At 35.1% G+C, this 20639-nt stretch carries 18 protein-coding genes and 1 tRNA gene; 15 read left to right on the forward strand and 4 right to left on the reverse strand.

Annotated elements, in window-relative coordinates:
* Positions 1–46 precede the first annotated feature (46 nt).
* From AC3HD6_RS11920 to AC3HD6_RS11965, 10 genes are all read left to right on the forward strand, one after another.
* Positions 47–655, forward strand: coding sequence for an ExbD/TolR family protein (locus AC3HD6_RS11920; RefSeq protein WP_068944836.1), 609 nt, complete (start codon positions 47–49; stop codon positions 653–655).
* Between the two features lie 10 nt (positions 656–665).
* The gene (locus tag AC3HD6_RS11925; RefSeq protein ID WP_068944835.1) at positions 666–1232 is read left to right on the forward strand and encodes an ExbD/TolR family protein; all 567 of its coding nucleotides are present in this window, start codon (positions 666–668) and stop codon (positions 1230–1232) included.
* Positions 1233–1259: 27 nt separating this feature from the next.
* Positions 1260–2102: an energy transducer TonB gene (locus tag AC3HD6_RS11930; RefSeq protein WP_068944834.1), complete on the forward strand. Its 843-nt coding sequence runs from the start codon at positions 1260–1262 to the stop codon at positions 2100–2102.
* Between the two features lie 77 nt (positions 2103–2179).
* Positions 2180–2377, forward strand: coding sequence for a C4-dicarboxylate ABC transporter (locus AC3HD6_RS11935; RefSeq protein ID WP_185124664.1), 198 nt, complete (start codon positions 2180–2182; stop codon positions 2375–2377).
* The gene (locus AC3HD6_RS11940; RefSeq protein WP_488896537.1) at positions 2367–3245 is read left to right on the forward strand and encodes a PstS family phosphate ABC transporter substrate-binding protein; all 879 of its coding nucleotides are present in this window, start codon (positions 2367–2369) and stop codon (positions 3243–3245) included. Before AC3HD6_RS11935 ends, AC3HD6_RS11940 begins: the two co-directional genes overlap by 11 nt.
* Before the next feature lie 91 nt (positions 3246–3336).
* Positions 3337–4989, forward strand: a complete 1653-nt coding sequence (locus tag AC3HD6_RS11945) for a tetratricopeptide repeat protein (protein WP_488896538.1) — start codon at positions 3337–3339, stop codon at positions 4987–4989.
* 81 nt (positions 4990–5070) lie between these two features.
* Positions 5071–5790 carry a bacillithiol biosynthesis deacetylase BshB1 gene (gene bshB1 / locus AC3HD6_RS11950; protein WP_488896539.1) on the forward strand — a complete coding sequence of 240 codons (720 nt, stop codon included), beginning with the start codon at positions 5071–5073 and terminating at the stop codon, positions 5788–5790.
* A 35-nt stretch (positions 5791–5825) separates the two neighbouring features.
* Positions 5826–5901: transfer RNA gene (locus AC3HD6_RS11955), tRNA-His, on the forward strand.
* A 373-nt stretch (positions 5902–6274) separates the two neighbouring features.
* The gene (locus tag AC3HD6_RS11960) at positions 6275–6709 is read left to right on the forward strand and encodes a hypothetical protein (protein ID WP_488896540.1); all 435 of its coding nucleotides are present in this window, start codon (positions 6275–6277) and stop codon (positions 6707–6709) included.
* Between the two features lie 26 nt (positions 6710–6735).
* Positions 6736–11775, forward strand: coding sequence for a DUF4132 domain-containing protein (locus tag AC3HD6_RS11965; protein ID WP_488896541.1), 5040 nt, complete (start codon positions 6736–6738; stop codon positions 11773–11775).
* A 141-nt stretch (positions 11776–11916) separates the two neighbouring features.
* On the opposite strand, the gene AC3HD6_RS11970 is transcribed toward AC3HD6_RS11965, so the two are convergent.
* Both AC3HD6_RS11970 and AC3HD6_RS11975 read right to left on the reverse strand, forming a co-directional pair.
* Positions 11917–12252: a DUF3276 family protein gene (locus AC3HD6_RS11970; protein WP_002976288.1), complete on the reverse strand. Its 336-nt coding sequence runs from the start codon at positions 12250–12252 to the stop codon at positions 11917–11919.
* Between the two features lie 99 nt (positions 12253–12351).
* Positions 12352–14013 (reverse strand): ABC transporter ATP-binding protein, encoded by a 1662-nt coding sequence (locus tag AC3HD6_RS11975; RefSeq protein WP_488896542.1) that lies wholly within the window; start codon positions 14011–14013, stop codon positions 12352–12354.
* Between the two features lie 91 nt (positions 14014–14104).
* Here AC3HD6_RS11975 and AC3HD6_RS11980 point away from each other — a divergent pair, with 91 nt between their 5' ends.
* From AC3HD6_RS11980 to AC3HD6_RS12000, 5 genes are all read left to right on the forward strand, one after another.
* Entirely contained in the window at positions 14105–15010 is a 906-nt protein-coding gene (locus AC3HD6_RS11980) for a transcription antitermination protein NusB (protein ID WP_488896543.1), read from the forward strand.
* Between the two features lies 1 nt (position 15011).
* Positions 15012–15524, forward strand: coding sequence for a DUF1573 domain-containing protein (locus AC3HD6_RS11985; RefSeq protein ID WP_488896544.1), 513 nt, complete (start codon positions 15012–15014; stop codon positions 15522–15524).
* A gap of 10 nt (positions 15525–15534) precedes the next feature.
* Positions 15535–15900 (forward strand): preprotein translocase subunit YajC, encoded by a 366-nt coding sequence (yajC, locus tag AC3HD6_RS11990; RefSeq protein ID WP_068944823.1) that lies wholly within the window; start codon positions 15535–15537, stop codon positions 15898–15900.
* 281 nt (positions 15901–16181) lie between these two features.
* On the forward strand, positions 16182–16916 hold the full coding sequence (locus tag AC3HD6_RS11995; protein ID WP_488896545.1) for an SDR family NAD(P)-dependent oxidoreductase: 735 nt from the start codon (positions 16182–16184) through the stop codon (positions 16914–16916).
* Positions 16917–17236: 320 nt separating this feature from the next.
* Complete coding sequence (locus AC3HD6_RS12000; RefSeq protein WP_488896546.1) at positions 17237–18082, forward strand: mechanosensitive ion channel family protein; 846 nt, start codon at positions 17237–17239, stop codon at positions 18080–18082.
* A gap of 81 nt (positions 18083–18163) precedes the next feature.
* On the opposite strand, the gene AC3HD6_RS12005 is transcribed toward AC3HD6_RS12000, so the two are convergent.
* Positions 18164–18712 carry a hypothetical protein gene (locus AC3HD6_RS12005; RefSeq protein ID WP_488896547.1) on the reverse strand — a complete coding sequence of 183 codons (549 nt, stop codon included), beginning with the start codon at positions 18710–18712 and terminating at the stop codon, positions 18164–18166.
* 29 nt (positions 18713–18741) lie between these two features.
* Positions 18742–20622 (reverse strand): DNA ligase D, encoded by a 1881-nt coding sequence (gene ligD, locus AC3HD6_RS12010; RefSeq protein ID WP_488896548.1) that lies wholly within the window; start codon positions 20620–20622, stop codon positions 18742–18744.
* Positions 20623–20639: the final 17 nt, after the last annotated feature.

The raw sequence follows: 20639 nt of genomic DNA on the forward strand, positions 1-20639 counted from the left end.
TGTGTTTTGCACAATAAAAGAAGTTTAAAAAATAATTATATAAATAATGGCGAGAATTAAACCAAAAAGACATGGAGTAGTTACGGACATGACCGCGATGTGCGACGTTACGTTCCTATTACTTACGTTCTTTATTATGACCACGCAGTTTAAGAAACCTGATGTGGAGCAGATCAAACCGCCATCTTCAATTTCGGAAAAATTACTTCCTGATGCTAGTTTAATGACTATCAATGCTACACCGGACGGAAAATTTTATTTCCAGCCAGTAGAAAATGCATCAGAAAGACTTGCACTTTTAGATAAGATGGGTCAAAAGTATGGCGTTACTTTTGATAATAATCAAAAAGCAGCTTTCCAGAAAGTTCAGGCAATTGGAGTTCCAATGAACCAATTGAAAAGTTATTTGGATATGCCTGAAGATGAGCAAAAAAGTTACAAGAGTCCTACAGGGATTCCTATGGATAGTACAAATAAGCAATTAATTGATTGGGTAAAAGAAAGTTTAAGCGTAAACCCTGACTACAAGTTAGCCATTAAAGGTGACGTTACAACTAAATACCCTAAAGTTAAAAGCCTATTTGAGGGTTTAAGAGATATCGATTTTCTTAAATTTTGGTTGATTACATCACAAGAAGGTAAACCTAATGAATAATTAAGAAGAAATGGCAGAAGTACAAGTACAGGATAAGAGTGCCAAGGGTGGCAAGGTTCGATCCAAGAAAAACAACCCCAGAGTCGATATGACTCCAATGGTTGACCTTAATTTCTTACTATTGATGTTCTTTATGTTTACGTCAACTTTTAGTAAACCGAATGTAATGGATTTGGGTCTTCCGGCTAAACCGAAAGATGAAAAACAAAAACCACCTCCAACAGAAATTAAACTTTCAAATTCAATTTCTATATTACTAGGAAAAGACAATAAAGTGTTTTGGCACCAGCAGGATGCAACTTCCTTGAATGACCAAACTCTTATGGAAACTAGTTTTGACAGAGAGGGAATTAGAAAAATAATTGAGCAGGCAAAATCTAGAGCTGCAGATCAAAGTAAATTTACTGTGATCATTAAGCCAACTGACGATGCTGTATATAAGAACTTTGTTGATATTCTTGACGAAATGGCAATTACCAAAAGTGAGCAGTACGGTGTTACTGATATCAAACCTTGGGAAAAAGCTGTTTATGAGAGAAAAGTAGGTGGTGCTGCTGCACCGGCTGCTACAAAGTAATTTAACCATAAAATTGTTATATTATCTATGGCAGATGAAAATGTATACGGTCAAAATCTTACTTTAGATGAGATTGTATTTGAAAATAGAAACAAGGAATATGGTGCCTATGATCTTAGACATCAGTATCCTAGACTTCTGACAAAATCATTTATTGTTGGAACATCTATATTTCTTTTGGTAGCTTTATCTCCGTTCATCTATCTTACAATTAAGAATCTTACAGCTCCGCCTAAAACAGAAGTTAAGGCAGATCTTTTGAATATTGTTGAAGAGGACCCGATTATTGAGCAGCCTAAAGAAGAAGAACCACCTCCACCACCTCCACCTCCAAAAGAGGAACCAAAAATTGAGGTAATCCAGAACGTGGTTCCAGAGCCTGTAAAAGCTCCAAAAATTGAAACTCCACCTCCGCCAATTTCTAAGCAGTTGGAAACTACAACTGGTTTGAATAATCAGGAGGGGGTAAAAGCTCCGGCTTATACACCACCGCCGCCACCACCATCTACAGGTACAAAAACTGCAACTGTGGAAGTGAAAGCGAATAACCCTAACGAAATCTACAAAGATGTAGACCAATCTGCAGAATATCCTGGAGGTATGGGTGCATTGAGAAAATTCTTAGGAGAAAACTTCGATACTTCATTAATGGAAGGAGGTGAAGGTACCCTTAAAGCTAAGCTTAAGTTCGTTGTAGAAAGAGACGGAACTGTTTCTGCAGTTACTATTGAAGAAAAATCTCCAAATAGCGACTTCAACAATGAAGCAATTCGTGTAGTTAAGAAACTTAAAAAATGGACTCCTGCGAAAAGAAACGGGGAGAGCGTTAGATCTTACTATAGCGTACCATTTACGATGAACTTTGAATAATTAAACTTATTCATTCAGAATATAAATAAAAAGAGAGGCTTATGCTTCTCTTTTTATTTTTTTTGTATTTTTGTTACATGATGTTCAAGTGGTTATCCCTTATCGCGGGATTGTTTTATATTGTTTTAGGAATTGTAGTAATTGTCTACAGATTCTTTTTTACTATCTTAGACCCTATTGTTGCCTATGCTTTAGGTGGGGTATTTGCGCTTTATGGTGTATTCAGAATCTATAGAGCCGTTTCACAAATCAAAAAATCCAGAGATGAAGAATAGCTTTTTTAAAGCTGCAGCTGTTTTTGCTTTTAGTGTAATGCTGATAGGCTGCAAAAAAAAGGATGATACAAGTCCTTCTTATAATAAAGGCAATCTTACAATTCTTACTGATGAGTCTTTTCAGAGTGTTACAGAAGCATTAGCTGATGGTTATATGATCAGTTATCCTGAAACACATATTAAAGTTGAAACCAAAAAGGAAGACTTAGGTTTTGTGGATTTGCTGAATGACAAAGCAAAAATTATTGTGATGTCCAGAAATCTGAGTGCAAAAGAAATAAAGAGTTACGAAGAAAGAACAGAATTAAAATTCCTTCCTGCAAGATTTGCCGCAGATGCTGTAGTTTTTGTAGTGCCAAAAGACTCTCCGAAAGAAAGCATTACGATAGATGAGATCACTAATGGCCTGCTTTCTGAAAAAAAAGATTTTATTTTTGACGGAACCAATTCCAGTAATCTTAATTTTGTGGCTGAGAAAATTAAAAAACAGCCTAAAGACCTTAAATTTTCCATTATTCCTGGAAATCAGAAGGTTATAGAGGGGTTAGGAAAATATCCGAATAAAATAGGCGTTATAGGACTTAATACTTTCAGCCGCCCTTACGACAAAACTTCAGAGAAACTTAGAGAAATGGTTAAAGTGCTTCCGGTAGTAGATAAAGGAATAACATACAATGCCGATTCAGAAGGACTTCGCACCATGAAATATCCATTTACAAGAGTTCTTTATTTCCTTAATAACGAAAGTGGATTCAATATTGCCAATGGATTTATAAGATTCTCATGTACCCATTTGGGACAAAAAATTGTTCAGAAAGAAGGTTTACAGCCTTATAACCTCTACAACAGAGAGGTACAAATGCGTTAAAAAATAGAATTCCACAATTTCACTCCAATCAATAAAGTGTTTTGGTCTGAAAATTGTGTAGAATATAACTCAATTGATTAGAAAATATAAAATGAAAGATATAATGAATATGAATGTAAAGAAGATTGCTTTTGGAGCAGCCGTGGTATTTTTTACCGGTTTTGCCACTGCACAGACATTGCAGGATGGTATTAACAGTATAGACAGTGATAAATTTGCTCAGGCAAAAACAAACTTCACTGATATGATCGCTAAAGAGCCTACCGCTGAGAACTACTTCTATTTAGGAAATACTTTCCTAAAGCAAGGAGAGCCTGATTATGCAAAGGCTACTGAAAACTTTAATAAAGGTTTAGCTGCTGATGCTAAAAGCTTTGTTAACAAAATCGGTTTAGCTACCGTAAAATTAGGAAAAGGCGATAAAAGCGCTGTTGCAGAAATTCAGAAAATAGTAACCGATTCTAAAGAAAAAGATGCTGAAGTATTATTCAGAGCAGCAGAAGCATTAACTTTATTTGAAAAGAACAGTTCTCCAGACCTTGCCATTCAGTACCTTACTAAGGCTATTGAAAAAGCTGAGAAGAAAGGAGTTCCTGCACATTACTATTATACATTAGGAGATGCCTACAGATTAAAAAGATCTCCGGGTGAAGCAATGTCTGCTTATGATAAGGCATTACCTTTAGCTAAAAATAAAGCTTCCGTTTATACAAGAATGGCTACTTTATGGATGGCAGCACAAATTTGGCAGAAAGCAAAAGAAAGTGTTGATAAGGCTATCGCTGTAGACCCTACTTATGCTCCTGCATACAAAGCATTAGCTGGATACGATATCAGATACCAGCAAAATGCAAAGGCTACACAAGACCTTATCAACTATACAAAATATGCTGACGAAGATCCATATACTCAATTGGAGATTTCAAAATTATACTTCACTAACGAAGATTATGCAAACTCTAAAACAGTATTAGATAAGATCTTTGATAAAATTGAAGATCCTATTAAGTTCAAATTAAGAGCTTACCAGGATTACGCAGATAAAAACTATGCTGGTGCTAAACAAAACATGGATACTTTTGTTTCTCAAGCTGAAAAAACAAGAGTATTGCCAGCTGACGAAGGTCTACAAGGACTTATCGCTGCCGGATTAGCAAAAGATGAGAAAGATGCTGCTAAAAAATCTGCTTTAACTGCAGAATCTCAGCAAAAAATTGCTATTGCTAAAGCTGCAAAAGACGAAACAATGAAATGGGATTTAGAATTGGCAAACATCGCTGGAGGTGGTGGTGCTTCTCAGGCTGATGTTGACAAAGGGCCTACAAACCCGGCCATTGAAGCATTGAAGAAGCAAGTAGCTGCTAATAGCCAGGATTCTGATGCTTTATTCAAATTAGCAACTGCTTATCAGGATGCTAAAAACTGGAGTGGAGCAATTCTTACATGGCAGAAAATGTCAGCACTTCTTCCTGATTGGGCTCCAGCTTATTACAGCCAGGGATATTCTTACCAGCAGGCAGGAAATAATGACGCGGCGAAGATTGCTTATGAAAAATTCATCAGCACTGTAAAACCTGCTGATCAGGAAGCTAATAAGCAGACCCTTGCTTACGCTTATTTTGCAGTAGCTTATATGAGCAAAGATTCTGATGTTGCAAAAGCAAAAGATTATGTTGCTAAATCTTTACAGTTAGATCCTACTTATCAGGATGCTGTAAAATTAAATGCAGAGATCAATAAGTAATTTAAAATTTAAATTATAGAAATAAGAACTTCCCACTCGTAATGTTTGGGAAGTTTTTATTTTAAACTTATCTTTGATATTATGAAAACAGATATACTTGCTTTTGGTGCACATCCTGATGATGTAGAATTAGGATGTGGAGGAACAATTGCCAAATTGGTTTTTGAAGGAAAAAAATGTGTTGTCGTAGATCTTACCAGGGGAGAACTCGGGACTAGAGGTACAGATGAAACAAGAAAAGCTGAAGCGGCAGATGCTGCCAAAATTCTCGGACTTTCAGCAAGAGAGAATCTGGGAATGAAAGATGGCTTTTTGGTGAATTCCGAAGAATACCAAATGAGGATCGTAAAAATGATTCGCAAATACAGGCCAGAAATCGTCTTAGCCAATGCAATTGATGATAGACATCCAGATCACGCAAAAGGAGCGAAATTAGTGTCGGATGCGTGCTTTTTGTCGGGGCTGAGGAAAATTGAGACTGTAATAGATGGTGAAGCTCAGGAAGTGTGGAGGCCTAAGCATGTTTTTCATTATATCCAATGGAAAGATATCAAACCGGAGTTCGTTATTGACATTTCGGAATTTCTGGATAAAAAGATTGCTTCATGTATGGCTTATAAAACTCAGTTTTATGATCCAACTTCTACGGAACCTGAGACTCCAATTACCACAAAAGATTTCTTTGAGAGTTTAACTTACCGTGCACAGGATTTGGGACGGTTATCGGGAGTTGCTTATGCTGAGGGCTTTACGTCTGAAAGATTAATTTCTTTGAAAAATTTTGATGGAATTGTTTGGTAGTTGAGAAAATTGTCCTATATTTGCACTCAGAAAACGGTGATTGTAGCTCAGTTGGTTAGAGCGTCGGATTGTGGTTCCGAAGGTCGTGGGTTCGAGACCCATCATTCACCCAAAGAAAGTACACTTTTTAAAAGTGTACTTTTTTATTTTATACCTGTTTTGATAGTGAAATAATATCTGTTTTTTAATTTTTTCCAGAAGCTTTTTCTCGCTATTCACTCATATTCTTCAAGCGCGCGCCTAAAAAATGGTATTGTTTGTTTCGTGGTAGTCATTTTTATTGGAGTTAATTGATGTTAATAAGCAATTAATAATGAGTAAGAAATTTCAATATTTCATTATTGCTTATATTTATTATGGGTTTGCGAAGCAAAATTCACCATTCACTATTCATTTCCCGTTTGTTGATATTCGTCATAAAATCTCAATTTGATCCAAAAGCACTGGTAAATTTCATTATCTTTAATCCACACTAAGTTCAAATATGGAAATAAGAGTCACTGTAAAGCAGTTGGGGAAGAAGCATCCTGTTCTTTCGGAACAAATAATAGGAATCAATTACAAAGATTCCCATATCTCTTTAGAAAATTTATTAAAGCTTATCGTTCGGCATCAGGTAGAAGAGTTTAATGCTCAGTCTTTTGAATTCGAAGATGAAGATTATACCAAAATTCCCATGAACAATTATCTGAATATCCTTACAGATACCGGAAAAATAGGTTTTGGAAGTATTTATAATCTTAAAAAAGCTGATGTAAATAAGGCTCAGGAAAATGCTATTCAGTCTTTTGAAGATGGAATGTTTGCGGTATTTTATAATGATGAGCAGCTTGAAAGTCTTGGCCAAACTATAGATTTAAATTTACAATATTCATTTACCTTCATCAGGCTCATCTTTCTTACGGGTAGCTATTGGTAATCAAATTATATCAATAAATAACATACATGGAAATCACAAAAAAATTAGAATCGAAAAAACTTGTTAAAAACTTTTATGAAAAACAGAGGAAAGACCTGTTAGAACATTCTGAACAAGGAGTTCCTTCTTCACTCTTTCCTGGCAGACCAATCCTTACAAAAGAAGTAGCAGAATTAGGTAAATTGCTGAAAGGTAAACCTAATTATTTTGAGAGCGTAAGCTTAGGTTCAAAAGAGGCTGAAAAGCTCAAAGAATATCTCAAAACTGATATTTGGGAAGATCCGAATTATTATGATTTACTGATTTATTTCTTTGGAGAGAATGCTGAGCTGGTACAATATGCATGGAATAAGATGCCTTACAAAATGTATCAGAGCAGTTATTCCAGACGTTCATTTCGGGCTCCTCATCGTGAAGATTATATATTGCTCAATCAAGTCAATTTCATCAGAGCACTAATGATGTTCCCTTGTATTTATAATGGAGATCAGAATTTTGACTTGTCTTTAGAAGAACAAATTATTTATGATAATGAATTTGTACATAATTCAAGCCGTTTTTATATCTGGTCAGCAGCTATAGATACGGGAAATACATCAATTTATCAATTAATTGAAGATATTATTTTTAATAAACACCCGGAAGGAAAAGTTTCTCTGAATATTATTAAGGCTTTACTTAATAGTGAGCAGAAGAAATGTTGGGAATTGGTAGAAAAACTTCTGTTGGCTGCTCAAAGGCAGGAAGGGTTGCGTCAGACGATTCTGGAGGCCTTGGATGAGACAAGCATCGGAGCATTAGAATATATGCTCAATGTGATTATTGAGCAAAAGCTTACCCGTTTTTCATCCGTTGTAAGGGCTATAGATACATGGACAGGTCTTGGTTGGGAGGCAGAGAAAGAATCTGTAGTGAAAAATATTCTGTCATTAGCGGACCATTACTTCAAAAATCCTGAAGGAATTCCTGAGGCTATGAAAAGCAAGAATAATAACGAAGTATATATGGCTCTATGGGTGCAGGGCGTTTGGGATGTTGAGAAAACAGTTCCTTATCTGCATCAGTTGTTTGATAAAGGGGATGTTGAAAAGAAGTGTCTTGCCATTAAGTTTGCGATAGAAACAGCAGATCCATATATTCAGATGCCGTTATATTATAAAGCAGTTCAGGAGGGTAATATTCAGGTACTGGCCTTTGCAGGGTATTCAATGTCCATCTTATTAAGTTCAAATACAGATTCTAAATTCTATATTAATAACCCGGATTATCCGAACTTTTTTGAAAAACTGCATGAACTGACTTTAAAAACTGAAGTAAAAGAGAAAAAATTTGAAGGAAAGATCTTTTCCTGGTTGAATGCTGTATTCAAAAAAAGTGATCTGTATGCTTCTATGTTCTACCTGGTTGGAGATGATAGCCATAAACTTGATATTATACTATCTTATTTCGATCAGTTTGATCTTTCGTTACGAGAGCTATTAACCCGAAATATTTTAGGCGAGTTTTACTGCTATTCTCTTTCTTATGGATTAGGAAAGAAGAAAAAAGAAGTAACAGCTTTCCAAAAGGAATTTGCTTTTAAAATTTTAAAAGACAGAGGAGAAGCATTGACAGCTTCGGGAATCAATGTGCTTATGCAAAATCCTTTGAGCAAAGAAGAAATTATGAATTTCTTTGATCTTTTTAAAAGAAAAGGTGGTGTACTTCGTAAAAAGCTTATAGAATTGATTATAGCGCAGGAAGATAGTGTTATCACTCCATTGGTTGATGAATTGATGAGTAAAGGTGATTTAGAGCAGCGTACTGCATCATTAGATATCATGCTTCAGCTTCAAAAGGGGAAAAGAGTAACCACTCAGATGAGCAATTGGATTCAACAATATGCTGAAAGATCAAAAATAACAGAAAGAGAACAAAGTTTATTGGATCAGATTAATCCAGCCGGAGATCAGACGATTCTTTCTGAAGATAATGGCTTTGGTTTTTATGACCCTAATATAGTTTCAAAGTTTGCTTTGCCAAAGGTAGAACCTGACTCGGTATATGCACAGGCTGTTAAAAAAGATAAATATGGGTTTACAAAACCTATGGAAGAGATAAAAGCGGAAATAAAGAAGCTTAATGACTTATTTCTTCAACATAAAGATCATGAATATGAATCTGATGAATGGGATGGCTCTGTAACAACTTTGCTGATGGGAAATACTTTCCGTCAAATTAAAAGGAATACAGAAGGTTTCACTCTGAAGCAAATGGCTGAAAATTATCCTTTGCATGAGGTTTGGGAACAATGGTATCTGGATTCAGGATTACAGCCTAGAGATCTATTTTTATTGACATTGGCTGAGAGCTGTGACAGAAAAATTTTCAGAGATTTTATGGAGAATTATGTCTTCTACTACAAAGATCTTTTAATAAATCCTCTGAAAGGAAGATATGCATGGGAAAATCCAATCATCATGATTCTGCAGTCGCTAAAGGATAAATTCGTATTTGAAGAACGTATAGATTTTGCATTAGATGCTACCAGTACAATTTTTGCTAACCTTCCTGAAAGTGTTATCAGCTATAAAGGAAAAGATAGTAATGATTATTACTACCAGGACCAGGGAAATGGCTGGCAGAAACTGGATTTTTTCATGCCTTTCTTATGGGCTGTTCCAAAGACGAATCTTACCGATGAACAACATGCCAAGCAATGGAATTTATACCGATGGATGCAGTATAATGGTTTGAAAGAAAATATTAAAAAATCTGTTCCTGATTTTTATTTCTTCTGTAAAGCATATGAATTAAAACTCATCCCAAAAGAAGAACTGTATGAAGGGATTCTGACTGCTGATTCAGCAATAAGAGAACTTACAACAGTGAAAACTAATCATTACAATAAAGAAAAATATCTTGAACAGTTTCCTTTCCTGAAACCTATGATTGTGGAAATTCAGGATAAATTCCTAGACATAGAACTTATAAGGGGAGATGCTAATACTGCTGTATCTCATTTTGTACAGGATTTTCAGACAATATATGGAACCCAGCGTTTTGCACAGATTCTGAAAGGACTTGGTAAATCAGGGTTATATGCCAATTATATTTACAGCTATGGTAATCAAAGTATGACCAAGCAAAAGCTATTCTCTAAATTAATTTCGGAATGTTATCCATTAGAAAGTGATACACAGAAGGGATTTAATGAAATCATGAAGAAAGAAAAAATTTCTGAGCTTCGTTTGATTCAGGCTGCAGTGTATGCTCCGCAATGGCAGCCACTTGTTAGTAGCTATTTAGGCTGGAAGGGCTTGGATTCCGCGATTTGGTGGATGCATGCCCATACCAAAACCGGAGCATATGAAGAACAGAATGCTAAACTGGAAAGTGAGGTTGCCAAATATTCATCAGTAGATATTCAAGAATTTAAAGATGGAGCAGTGGATAAAGATTGGTTTACAAAAGCCTATAAAGAATTAGGTAAAGCCCGATGGGAAATGTTATATGAGTCTGCAAAATACATTTCAGACGGAAACGGACACCGAAGAGCAAGGTTGTATTCTGATACCTTATCCGGAAGCTTAAAAATTAAAGAAGTGACAGCTAAAGTAAAAGACAAGCGTGATCAGGATTATCTTCGTGTCTATGGGCTTGTTCCTTTGAGCAAAACGAATCCGGAAAAGGATGTATTGAGCAGATACGAATACATTCAGCAATTCAAAAAAGAGAGTAAAGAGTTTGGTTCTATGAAGCAATCGAGTGAAGCTTTAGCAATTCGTGTGGCTCTTGAAAATCTGGCTAGAAATGCAGGATATCCTGATCCTATAAGATTGACATGGGCTATGGAAACCAAGCAGATTCAATTGCTGCTATCGAAAGAAACGCAAGTAACCATTGATGGTGTGACTGTAGGTTTAATCATAGAAGATAATGGAAAAGCGGAACTGGTTGTATTCAGAGATGATAAACAGCTGAAATCTATTCCGCCGAAAATTAAGAAAGATAAATCCATTGTGGAACTAACCAACAACCGCAAGATTATGCGTGAGCAATGGATCCGCTCCAGAAAAGGGTTAGAAGAAGCTATGATAAGAGGCGATGAGTTTTTCTTAAAAGAAATTAAAACACTTTTTGAACATCCAATTATTGTCAAACATTTAGAGAAGTTAGTATTTATTTCCAACGATGATAAAATAGGTTTCTACCATGATGGAAGTCTTGTCAATGCTCATGGCGAGATCCAGGAATTAAATGAAGAAAATACTTTACGTATTGCACATTGTATAGATCTTCATGAACATTCTGTATGGAGTGATTATCAGCATTATTGCTTTAAAGAAAAGCTTATTCAGCCGTTCAAGCAGATTTTCAGAGAATTGTATGTTCCGACTCCTGATGAATTGAAGGAAAAATCTATTTCCCGCAGATATGCAGGACATCAGATTCAGCCTAAGCAAACATTGGCATTGCTAAAAACAAGAGGCTGGAAGGTAGATTATGAGGAGGGATTGCAGAAAGTGTATCATAAAGAAGGTTTCCAGGTGAAGCTGTATGCCATGGCAGACTGGTTTTCTCCGGCAGATATAGAAAGTCCCACTCTGGAAACGATAGAATTCCATTCGTTAAAGGATTATAAAAATATTCCTTTTGAAGAAATTAATCCAAGATTATTTTCGGAAGTAATGCGGGATGTAGATCTGGTGGTTTCAGTAGCCCATGTAGGCGGGGTAGACCCTGAAGCCAGTCATTCATCTATTGAAATGAGAGCCGTGCTGATGAAGGAGACAGCCCGTTTATTTAAACTTGATAATGTCAGAATTGAAGGGGTTCATGTATTAATAAAAGGACAGATGGCAGAATACAGTGTGCATTTAGGGAGTGCTGTTGTACATCAGACTCCAGGACTGTACTTATCTATACTTCCTGTTCATTCTCAGCATCGAGGAAGATTATTCTTACCTTTCGCAGATGATGATCCGAAATCAGCAGAAGTATTATCTAAGGTCCTGTTGCTGGCTAAAGACAATGAAATACAAGATCCAACCATATTGTCACAGATAAAGCGAGAGTATGTGTAAACAAAAACAAGAAGGTATGCTTTTAAGTGTACCTTTTATTTTTGCCATAAGCCATAAGCCATAAGCCATAAGCCATAAGCCAGTTTCAGTGCATAAAAAAAGCATCTTTTCCAGATGCTTGTGTTTTTAGATATTCTTTTTTTAAACTTCGTCGTCAGAATCTATTGTATAAGATCTGCTTTTGAAATCTTTGTCATGTTTTTCTGAAATTACATCCTCACCCTTTTCATTAATGATGAAATCTGTGGACTCATTAAACATCTCCTGAAAACTCTTAAAATCTTCCTTGTAAAGGTAAATTTTATGCTTCTCGAATGTAGCTTCCCCATTCTCTCCGAAATTTTTCTTACTCTCAGTGATTGTAAGATAATAATCTCCTGCTTTCGTCTCGCGCACATCAAAGAAATAAGTTCTTCTCCCTGCTTTTAACACCTTCGTGAAAATTTCATTTTCATGGCGTTCCTTGTATTCACTCATTGTTAGATATTTTTTAATCTTGTTAAGAACAAATATAAAAGAATTCTTTTAATCACAAAATTTTTTTTATGATTTATTTAACAATTAGGAACGAAACAGCTATGCGGTTACAGAATTGGTAATTTCGGTGAGGTTGATAATTTGGTCTGCTTTTTGGGCGCTAGACTCTCTGTGTGTGATAATTATGGATGTCGCATTACTGATTTTTCGGTCAATATTTTCAAGGATATTCTGCTCTGTTTCGGTGTCCAAAGCCGATAAAGAATCGTCAAAAATAATAATATTTGGGTCCTTAATCAGGGCTCTGGCAATGCAAATTCTTTGCTTTTGGCCTCCCGAAAGCATAACCCCGCGTTCACCAACAAGTGTTTTATATTGTTCCTTAAACTCAACAATATTTTTGTGAACATCTGCAATCTGAGCATACTCAATGACTTTCTCATGAGATGGATGATCAATGGCAAACCCGATATTATTTTCAATAGAATCAGAGAATAAATAGCTTTCCTGAGGAATGTATCCAATGAAGTTTCTATAGTTCTCGAGATTATGGTCTTTCAGGTTTTTACCATCAATAAGGATTTCTCCTTCAGTAGGGTCGATCAGCCTGCATAGAAGAAGTGCTATAGTAGACTTTCCACTTCCGGTTTTTCCCATGATAGCAAGGGATTCTCCGGCTTTGATTTTAAAACTTAAATTCTCCAGTGCTTTGATACCCGTATTGGGATAAACATAAGATACATTTCTGAACTCAATATCTCCTTTAATAGGATACGTCTCAAAGTTAGTACTGATGATCTCAGACCTTTTATCCATAAATTCGTTGATCCTTTGCATAGAAGCCTCCGCTCTTTGATTGACGGATGTTACCCAGCCTACCATAGAGAATGGGAAGATCAGTGTATTAATGTACATGAAGAAATCAGCAATCTTACCGATGCTTAATTCTCCTGCAATATATTTTGTTCCTCCAATCCAGATAATGGCAACATTCAGTAAGCCGATTACAAACAGAATAATGGTGAAAAAATAAGCTTCTGTTTTGGCAAGGTCCAAAGCTTTATTCTGGTAATCAGTAACTTTTATTCCATAGTTTTTTTGAATATATTTTTCCCTTGCGAAAAATTTTACAACACGAATTCCTGAAAAACTATCCTGTACAAAAGTTGAAATGGCAGACTGGCTTTTCTGCATCACTTTCGACTTTTTATTGATAATTGAACTCACCTTATAAATAGCAAATGATAAAATAGGAAGAGGCAGCAAAGTCCATAAAGTCATGGATGCATCTGTTTTTATCATATAAATAGCCGTGATCAGTACAAGAACAATAAGGTTGGCCACATACATTACTCCAGGACCAAGGTACATTCTTACCGCCACTACATCTTCACTTAATCGGTTCATTAAGTCCCCAATAGTAGTCTGTTTATAGTCTGTTAAAGATAAATCCTGATAATGTCTGTAGATCTTATTTTTAAGTTCATATTCAATTCTTCTGGATGCCACAATGATGGTCTGCCGCATCATAAAAGTGAAGAATCCTGTTAAAAGTGAACAGCCTACAATAATTCCGACATAAATAAGTACCTGCTGATTGAAACCAAGATTTCCGCTTTTCGTAAGCTCATCTACGGATTTTCCTACAAACTGAACTTTATATATATTGAAAAAATTACTGGCAATGATAAATAATACACCCCAAAACAATAAGATTTTGTGTTTCCAAAAATAGGGGTTTAAGGTTTTTAGCGCTTTCATATAGTTTTACAAAATTACAAAAATGTCATCAGACTACGAATTGCATCAATTTTAAATTTTGTATCTTTGCACTCATTAAAAAGCTCTTTGAATGTTAGGAAGACGACAAATTCGTGAAAAAGTAGTACAGGCAGTGTATTCATACTATCAGAACCCTGTAAAATTTGATGTTTTAGAGAAAAACATGTTTGCTGGAATAGAGAAAATCTATTATCTCTATATCTATCAGCTTAATTTTTTAGTGGGTCTAAAAGAATTAGCTGAACATCAAATTGAAATCGGTAAGAATAAATATCTTAAAACCGATGCTGATATTAATCCTAACCAAAAATTCATCAACAACCAGGTATTGCTTAAGCTGGAAGAAAATCCAGAGAGATTATTCTTCACAGGTCAGCACAAGCAGCTGAAGTGGGATATGCATGATGATTTATTGGTGAAGACTTTCCAAAGAATTACTGCTGGAAAACGTTATCAGGATTTCATGAAAGAAGAAGGATTTTCTTTTGAAGATGATCAGAAGTTTATTGGGAAATTATTTTTAAGATATATTGCTGAAAATGATGATTTTCATGATTATCTCGGAGATAAAGAACTTTCATGGTATGATGATATCCATATTGCCAATTCCATGGTACAAAAAACAATCGGGTTCCTAAGAGAAGATGAAGAAAGCAGAACTTTGATCAAAATGATTAAAGATGAAGATGACAAAACTTTCGCCGCTAAATTGTTGAAAGATACCCTAAACAACTGGGAAAACAATGAAAAAAAGCTGGAAGAAAGATTAGAAAACTGGGATCTTGAAAGAATTTCCCTAATGGATAAAGTAATTTTATCAACAGCCATCGCAGAGCTAGACAACTTCGCCTTCACACCTTCAAGAGTGATTATTAATGAATATATCGAGATCGCAAAAGTATTTGCTACAGACCGTTCGAATATCTTCATTAATGGTATTTTAGATAAATATTGTAAAGATCAAAATAGAATATAAAATGAAAAAGACGTTATCAATTATCGCCTTGTCAATTATAGGCTTTGGATTAGTTTCTTGTAAAAAAGAAAACAAAGAAACTCAAAGCGCTGAAACTGTAGCTGCTGATTCTTCAGCGGTAGGAACTCCTGCAACAACTGATTCTGCTGCTGCAACAGCTGTAACAGGAGAGATGCCTGCTGCACCGGTTTCCAATGCACCATCTACTTCCATCGCTTTATCTGAAAGCAACTTCGATTTTGGAAAAATCAAAAAAGGAGATAAAGTAGAGCACGTATATGAAGTGACTAATACAGGAAAAAATCCATTGATTATTTCTGAAGTAAAGCCAGGATGCGGATGTACAGCTCCGGATTTTACAAAAGATCCTATTATGCCGGGTAAAAAAGGAAAAATTACATTGCATTTTGATTCTTCAAACTTTGATGGAAACGTTCAGAAATATGCTGATGTTTTTGCTAATGTAGAGAAGGCTCCAATCAAATTAACGTTCACGGCTAACATCCAACCATAATTTTTATAATATGTTGACATTATTTTTACAAGCACAGCCACAAGGTTCTTCATCTATGATGCTGATCATGATGGGTGTGATGTTTGTAGGGTTTTATTTCCTGATGATCAGACCGCAAATGAAGAAGCAGAAACAGGAGAAAAACTTTCAGGAAGAACTTAAGGTAGGAACTAGAGTAGTGCTTACTTCAGGTCTTCACGGAAGAATTGCCCAAGTTCAGGATGACGGTTTTGTTATTGAAACATTATCCGGAAAACTGAAGTTTGAAAAAGCTGCTGTTTCCAGAGAAATGACTCAAAGTCGTTTTGGAGATAAAGCAAAAACTGCTGATAAACCAGCAGATAAAAAAGAAATAGAAACTGAAGAAAAAAAATAATTTAATTCAGTTTGAAAATATTTAGCTGCGGCGGGTGAACGAAGTTCACCCGCCGCAATTTTTTTATATAAAGTTATTTTATTTATAATATTGTATGTTCTCATTAGTAGGAGAAGATAAGTCTCAATATTTAAATTGCCATTCTGAACGAAGCAAAGCGGAGTGAAGAATCTTATAAACCATATCTTTATTTCTCAAGATTCTATAACAGCCATAATCTTTGTGCTTATTTGTGAAAACATTAGTGAAATTAGTGTTTAATAAAAAATTATCTTTGTTGTATGAATCAAAACGCAAGTAAAACAGTTCTCATTCTAGGTGCTAATTCAGACGTAGCGAAGCAATGTATCATCCAATATCTTGAAAAAGGATTCTCTGTGATGGCAGCCTCCAGAAACACACAATCATTGGAAGATTTTATGCGATCAAATAATTTGGATCAGAATAAAGTAACGGTTTTGTATTTTGATGCGGCAGATTTTAATTCTCATCAGCAGTTTTATCGTGAACTTTCAGTAAAACCTCATATTGTGGTATACTCGGCAGGATTTCTCGTTGATAATCAAAATGCTTTAAAAGATTTTAAAGGAGCCAAACAAATGATGGAAGTTAATTATATGGGGGGAGTTTCTATTCTGAATATAATTGCGATGGATGAAAGCAATAAAAATCTGGAAAGAATAATAGGCCTATCTTCTTTATCTGGGGTGAGAGGCAGAAAAAGTAATTTTGTCTATGGAAGTACAAAGGCTGCATTTACCCAATATCTGGCGGGATTAAGACAGGAATTAGCTTCCAGAAAAATTACAGTGAATGTTTTGGTGATAGGATATATTCGTACAAAAATTAATGCAGGGTTAACATTGAATGAATCCTTAATCATGGAACCGGATTATGTAGCAAAATTCATTGTGAATGCCGGAAATTCCTTTACCATCGTTCCTAATTTTAAATGGAAAATTATTTATCATATCCTGAGACTTTTACCGGAAAGCCTTGCTGCAAAACTACCATAGCTTTTTAATTTTTACGGTTAAAAAAATTATTTTAGGGAAGATTTTTTCCCTGAAAAAAGACTTCGGTATTTTTTTTGTAATGATACCCCCGAATTATTCTTCCCGCAAGATTCAATTTCTAAAATAATCATTGAGTAAGCAGAATTTATCTGTTCTGCTGTCAATCTATTGTGATGCATATAACCATTGATTTTAACTTCCAAAGAGTTAAGGTTACATTTTTTTTGAAAAAACGATGCTTTCTCTTCAGATTCATTTTGAAATCTTGTCGTTCAAGGAACGAATATCTATCATAATATATAAATATAAGTAGTATAAAAATGGACGATTTACAATTGAACAACATTCAAAAACATTGGGATACCTTAATAACTTCAGCCATTTCATGGGCTCCGAGAATCTTTACAGCAGTGGTTTCTGCTTTATTGATTTACCTGATCGGATCATGGATGATCAGAATGATTAAGAAACTTGTTGCGAAAGGTTTCAAAAAACGTAATATGGAAGCTTCTTTACAGCATTTCCTACTTAACATTATCAATTGGGGGCTTAATATTCTTCTCTTTATTGTAGTGGTTACTCAATTGGGAGTGCAGACTTCTGCTTTTGTAGCGATGATTGGTGCTGCAGGTTTAGCGGTAGGTTTGGCTTTACAGGGATCTTTGACAAACTTTGCTGGTGGAATCCTTATTTTATTATTAAAACCATTTAAAATAGGAGATTTTATTTCCACTAATTCTGGTGTTTCAGGAACAGTAGAGGCTATTGATATTTTTCACACGAAACTCATTACTCCACAAAATCAATTAATCATTATTCCTAATGGAGTGGTTTCTAATAACAGTATTACCAACTTTACCCAGCTTGGAACAAGAAGGACCTCTCTGGATATTGGAGTTGCTTATGATGCAGATCTTAAACAGACGAAAGAAGTTTTGATGAAAGTAATTCATAAGAATCAATATGCTCTTTCTGAACCAGCGCCTCAGGTAATGGTAACTGCATTAGGAGATAGTGCAATTAATCTATCTGTAAGAGTGAGTGCCAATACAGAAAATTTCTGGAAACTGAACGAAGAACTTATCATTGATTGTAAAGAAGCTTTAGATCAGGCTGGAATCGGAATTCCTTTCCCACAGAGAGATATCCATGTTTACAATAAATAGTTCTTTAAAATAATTTAAACAAATAATAAAAACTCTTGTATTTAAAGTAATGCAGGAGTTTTTATTATAAAATGATATTTTTTACTTTTCTTTCTTTGAATATTGTTCTAAAAAACCAATGAAAGTCTTATAATCATTTTCCTTAAAGTCATTTTCAGTAAAAATAAAATGAAGACTGTTATTAAGAATACCTAAAATAAGATATTTATCTACAAATTTATAGCTGGTTTTATTCCATACAGCTCCTATTGTACTCAATGAATTTTCTATAGTAATACTATTTTTATTAAGAATTACAACACTGTATTTTTCATCCTTTCGTTTAAGATCATTGATTTGTTCTTCCATGAGTTCGTGAAACTTCTTTTTCCGTGTGAAATATTGATAAAGAAGCAAGAAGATATAGCCCAGAAAAATAAACCCTGCATATCTGAATACAGTAGAAGCAGGATTACTATTAATAAACTTTGATTGAGAAAAAAATCCTAGAAACAGAAATATTATCGCGTATATAATTGCTTTCTTAAGTTCAGTAAAGCCATTTTTCCATTTGTAGCGAAAGAAAAATTGTTGTTGCTCGCGTTCTGCATCTTCATTAAAAGGGACTTCTAACCTAATAGATTCATTCATGGTAGTTTTTGCCTGTAAAAATATAGAAATTAATCAATATTCTCCAGCAGCTCTAATGCTTTCATCATATCAATACCTTTTCCCAGAACAGGTTTAAATAAATCTCCTTTTTCTTTTATTCTCTCCAAAGCATTTTCTATGGTATAATCTGTAGGTAACAGACCAGGTTTTACCTCACTCCAGTCCAATGGCATAGAAACAGAAGCGCCGTGTTTAGGTCTGAGACTATAAGCACTTGCCAGTGTTTGGCCTGTTCTGTTTTGCAGATAATCAAGATAGATTTTATTAGAATCTCTCTTTTGAAGGCTCCTTTCCAATGTTGTAATTTTTGGAAGTTTTTCATGAACCTGCTTCATTAGAATATGTGCGAAATCTTTCACCTGGTCAAAATCATATTTTCCACCCATCGGAATATAGATATGAATTCCTGTACTTCCGGAAGTTTTGCAATATCCTTTAATTTTAATGGATTGTAAAACTTCATTCACCTGAAGAGCAGTTTCAATCACCTCATCAAAAGTGTTTTTCTTTGATGGATCAAGATCTAAAACGAGATAATCAGGATGTTCAAGATCAGGAAGTGAACTGTTCCAGGGATTGAAATCAATACATCCGAGATTATTCAGATAAGCTAATGTAGCCTTATCATTACAGTAGACGTAATCAATATATTTATCATTAGATTCGGAGTAAACCTGTGTAGTTTTTACCCATTCAGGGATATGCTCTCCTGCATCTTTCTGATAAAAACCTTTTTCTTCAATTCCATTAGGAAAACGATTGAGAGATAAAGGACGGTTTTTTAAATAGGGCAGAATATATTCTGTTACAGACTGATAATAATCGATAACATCTCCTTTGGTAATGCCATCCTTCGGAAAATAAACCTTATCCTGATTGGTGAGCTTTACAACATGTTTGTTTAAAGTGATTTCTTTTTCCTTTTCTTGCGTTCCTGCTTTTTTTGATGATGTATCTTTCATTGTTTTGGATTTTTTAGGTTGAATGCCGGGATCTGTTGATTCTTTTACTTCTTCCGGCTCTTTATCTTCGCGGATACCCATAAAAACGGGATGACGGAATATGCCGTCTTTGGTAATTTCAGAATATTTGATCTCACAAACCATTTCAGGTTTTACCCAGGTTACAGGCATATTGGTCTTGGGAATGCTTTCAAATGGAGAAATTTTTACAATGATCTTTTGAAGTTTTTGATAAAGGTTTTTTAAAGAAGCGCTGTTGAATCCGGTTCCTGTATGGCCACAATAGATCAGTTCATCGTTTACATATTTTCCTAAGATCAAAGCTCCGAAACTTTCCCGTGATCCTCTGGGTTCTGTAAATCCACAGATAATAGCTTCTTCCGTATTTGAAAATTTAATCTTAAGCCAATCGGCTGTCCTGTAATTTTCTACATATAGGCTATCGGAACGTTTAGCAATCATCCCTTCCAGCTTCATTTTTTTCATCTGCGCAAAAAATGCGGTACCTTTTTCAGGAATATGATCGCAGTATTTAATTGTATCCGTTTCAATGAGTGCCTCTTTTAAAAGCTCTTTCCGTTGAATCAGTGGAAGTTCTTCGGTAGAATGTCCATTCAGCCAGAGAAGGTCGAAAACTTGATATGTTAAAGCCAAGCTGGGATGATCACCAATTTGCTGTAAAAGCTGAAAACTGGGCTTTCCCTGATCATTATACGCAACGATTTCACCATCCAGGATCATTTTATATTTTTGTTGATCAAAATCCTGAGTCACTTTATCAAATTTTGATATAAATGAAATTCCATTTCGGGAATAGAAGAGAGGTTCATCGTGGCTAAGGTCGGCTATAGCTCTGTAGCCGTCCCATTTTATTTCGAAAAGCCATCCTTTATCATCAAATGCCTTATCAAAAGGTTTAGCAAGCATAGGTTTAATAAAAGACT

This window comes from Chryseobacterium sp. II3a, from assembly GCF_057815135.1.